Genomic DNA, 2,787 nt, shown 5'->3' on the forward strand with positions numbered 1-2,787 from the left:
CCGCAGCCCCCGGCCCCGCCGCCTGGCGAATCTGCCTGGCCGGACGAGACGGCGGCCTTCGCCGCCGGGGTCGGCGACGCCGGACCAGCCACCCTCGACGAAGGACAGCCCTGATGACCCCACCCCTCGACGCACGCCACCAGCCGGCCGCCGGCCAGAGCCCGCCGGACTGCGCCTGGCTGGTCCGCCAGTTCGCCGACGACGTACCCGGCGTCACCCACGCGGTGCTCGTCTCCCTCGACGGGCTCCAGCTCGCTGCGTCCGGTCGGGTGCCCCGCGATCTCGGCGACCAGCTCGCCGCCCTGACCTCCGGGCTGCTCAGCATCGCCGACCGCAGCGGCGCCCTGCTCGACCTGGGCACGTCGGAGTACCTCACGGTCCGGCTGCCCCACGGGCACCTGCTGTTCATGCGGGTGGGCGAGTCGGCGGGCCTGGCCGTGGCCGCCACGGCCGGCTGCGACCTCCGCGTCGTCGCCTACCGGATGACGCAGTTCGTCGGAGCCGTCCGGCACGCGCTCACCCCGCAGGTCCGTAGCGAGTTGCACCGCCACACCGCCGGCCAGCCGGCCCGCTGACCCTCCGGAGCCCAAGGAGTCTCCACCATGCCCACCCCGTACTGGAAGGTGCGGCCCTACGTGCTCACCGGAGGGCGCACCCGCACCAGGCAGCACCTGCTGGTGCACACCCTGGTGTCGGTGCCGTACTACGACGCCGTGTTCGCCTCGGGCCTGCTGCCGGAGCCACGGTCGCTCTACGAGCACGCGCGCACGACCCGGTCGGTCGCCGAACTGTCCGCGGTCTGCGGCATGTCCCTGGGGGTGACCCGGGTGGTCGTCGACGACCTCGCCGCCACCGACCGACTGCGCATCCACGGCGACACCGCCGCCTCCCCGTTCGACCACCGCCTTCTGGAGAGACTCCGCGATGGCCTCCGTCAGCTCGCCTGACCACCCCCTGCCGACCTCCGCGAAGATCGTCATTGCCGGCGGCTTCGGGGTCGGCAAGACGACGTGCGTGCAGTCCATCTCCGAGATCCCGCCGATCAACACCGAGGCGTGGATGACGGCGGCCAGCGAGACCGTGGACCGGCTCGATCCGGGGATCGACAAGACGACCACCACCGTGGCGATGGACTTCGGCCGGCTGACCATCGGCGGGGACCTGGTGCTGTACCTGTTCGGCACGCCCGGCCAGCCCCGGTTCTGGCCGATGTGGGACGACCTGTGTCGCGGCGCGGTGGGAGCCCTCGTCCTGGCCGACACCCGACGCCTGGAGGCGTCCTTCCCCGCGGTCAACTATTTCGAGCAGGACACCGACCTGCCGTTCGTGGTCTGCGTCAACCTGTTCGACGGCGTACTGACCCACCGCCTGGACGACGTCCGGGCGGCCCTCGGACTGTCCCCCCACGTTCCCGTGATCGCGTGCGACGTGCGGGACCCCTCGTCGGTCGCGCGGGCGCTGGTGACGGTCGTGGAGCACACCATGGCCAGCACCGCCGGCGCGGCCCGGTAGCTCACCCACCCTGGAGGTACAGATGCGCAGAATCCTGATCGTCGGGGCCGGCCAGTCCGGACTGCAGCTCGGACTCGGCCTGCTCGCCGAGGGCTACGACGTGACCATCATGTCGGCCCGAACACCCGACGAGATCCGCCGTGGCTGGGTGATGAGCACGCAGGCCATGTTCGCCGCTGCCCTGCACACCGAACGCCGGTACGGCCTGGACCTCTGGGCGGAGCAGACGCCGCAGATCCAGGGGCTGCACGTGTCGCTGTCGGCGCCGCCCGGCGAGCGGGCGCTGCGCATCCCCTGCCCGCTGGACGATCCCGCGCAGAGCACCGACCAGCGGCTGAAGATGGCCGCCTGGCTGGAGCTGTTCGAGCAGCGTGGCGGCACGGTGTACTACCAGGGCGTGACCACGGCCGACCTGGACGGGCTGACCCGGCTCGGCCGCTACGACCTGACCGTCGTGGCGGCCGGCAAGGGCGATCTGGTGGGTGTCTTCGACCGCGACCCGCAGCGGTCGGTGTACGCGACGCCGCAGCGCGGGTTGGCCGTCGCGTACGTGCACGGCATGACGCCGGACCCGCTGTGGCCGGAGCCGCACGTCAGCTTCAACGCGGTGCCCGGGCTCGGGGAACTCTTCGTCATTCCCGCGCTCACCCTCTCCGGACCGTGCGACATCCTGTTCTGGGAGGCGGTGCCGGGCGGACCGCTGGACCTGTGGCAGGACCGGCGGGATCCGGCCGAGCACCTCAGCCTGACCCTGGAGCTGGCCCGGCAGTACACGCCGTGGATCCACGAGCGGTGCGCCGAGGTGGAGCTGACCGACGGGCGGGCCACCCTTTCCGGCCGATACACCCCCACGGTCCGCCACCCGGTCGGAGAGCTTCCCTCGGGGGGCGCCGTCCTCGGCATGGCCGACGTGGTGATCGCCAACGATCCGATCACCGGCCAGGGCAGCAACACCGCCGCGAAATGCGCCGACGCGTACCTGCGGTCGATCCTGGAGCGGGCCGACCAGCCCTTCGACCGGGAGTGGATGGGGCGGACGTTCGAGCGGTTCTGGGCCGACACGGGACAGGCGGTCACCCACTGGACCAACGCCATGCTCCAACCGTTGCCCCCGCACGTGCAGCAGATCCTCGGCGCCGCCGCGACCAGTCCCACCATCGCCCGCCGGTTCGCCAATGGCTTCTGCGACCCGAACGACCTGGACGACTGGTTCATGGCGCCGGACCGCGCGCAGCGCTACCTGGCCGCGGTGGCCGCGGCTGACCCGCCGGCCCC

Annotated in this window: 4 protein-coding genes; all 4 read left to right on the forward strand. The window is 72.3% G+C overall.

Annotation, left to right across the window (positions count from 1 at the left end; translation table 11 throughout):
• Positions 1–113 precede the first annotated feature (113 nt).
• On the forward strand, positions 114–575 hold the full coding sequence (locus JNW89_RS33520) for a roadblock/LC7 domain-containing protein (protein ID WP_238452095.1): 462 nt from the start codon (positions 114–116) through the stop codon (positions 573–575).
• Positions 576–602: 27 nt separating this feature from the next.
• On the forward strand, positions 603–947 hold the full coding sequence (locus tag JNW89_RS33525) for a DUF742 domain-containing protein (protein WP_238452096.1): 345 nt from the start codon (positions 603–605) through the stop codon (positions 945–947).
• A complete protein-coding gene (locus JNW89_RS33530) occupies positions 925–1,512 on the forward strand; it encodes an ATP/GTP-binding protein (protein ID WP_238452097.1) in 588 nt (195 codons plus the stop codon). Before JNW89_RS33525 ends, JNW89_RS33530 begins: the two co-directional genes overlap by 23 nt.
• Before the next feature lie 22 nt (positions 1,513–1,534).
• On the forward strand, positions 1,535–2,787 hold a 1,253-nt coding region (locus JNW89_RS33535), incomplete at its 3' end, for a styrene monooxygenase/indole monooxygenase family protein (RefSeq protein ID WP_238452098.1).

Source organism: Micromonospora sp. 4G55, assembly GCF_016803375.1.

What these genes read in the sequence shown, in the direction of transcription:
- JNW89_RS33525 (WP_238452096.1), top strand. Translation starts at nt 603, where the DNA reads ATGCCCACCCCGTACTGGAAGGTGCGGCCCTACGTGCTCACCGGAGGG.
- JNW89_RS33520 (WP_238452095.1), top strand. Translation starts at nt 114, where the DNA reads ATGACCCCACCCCTCGACGCACGCCACCAGCCGGCCGCCGGCCAGAGC.
- JNW89_RS33530 (WP_238452097.1), top strand. Translation starts at nt 925, where the DNA reads ATGGCCTCCGTCAGCTCGCCTGACCACCCCCTGCCGACCTCCGCGAAG.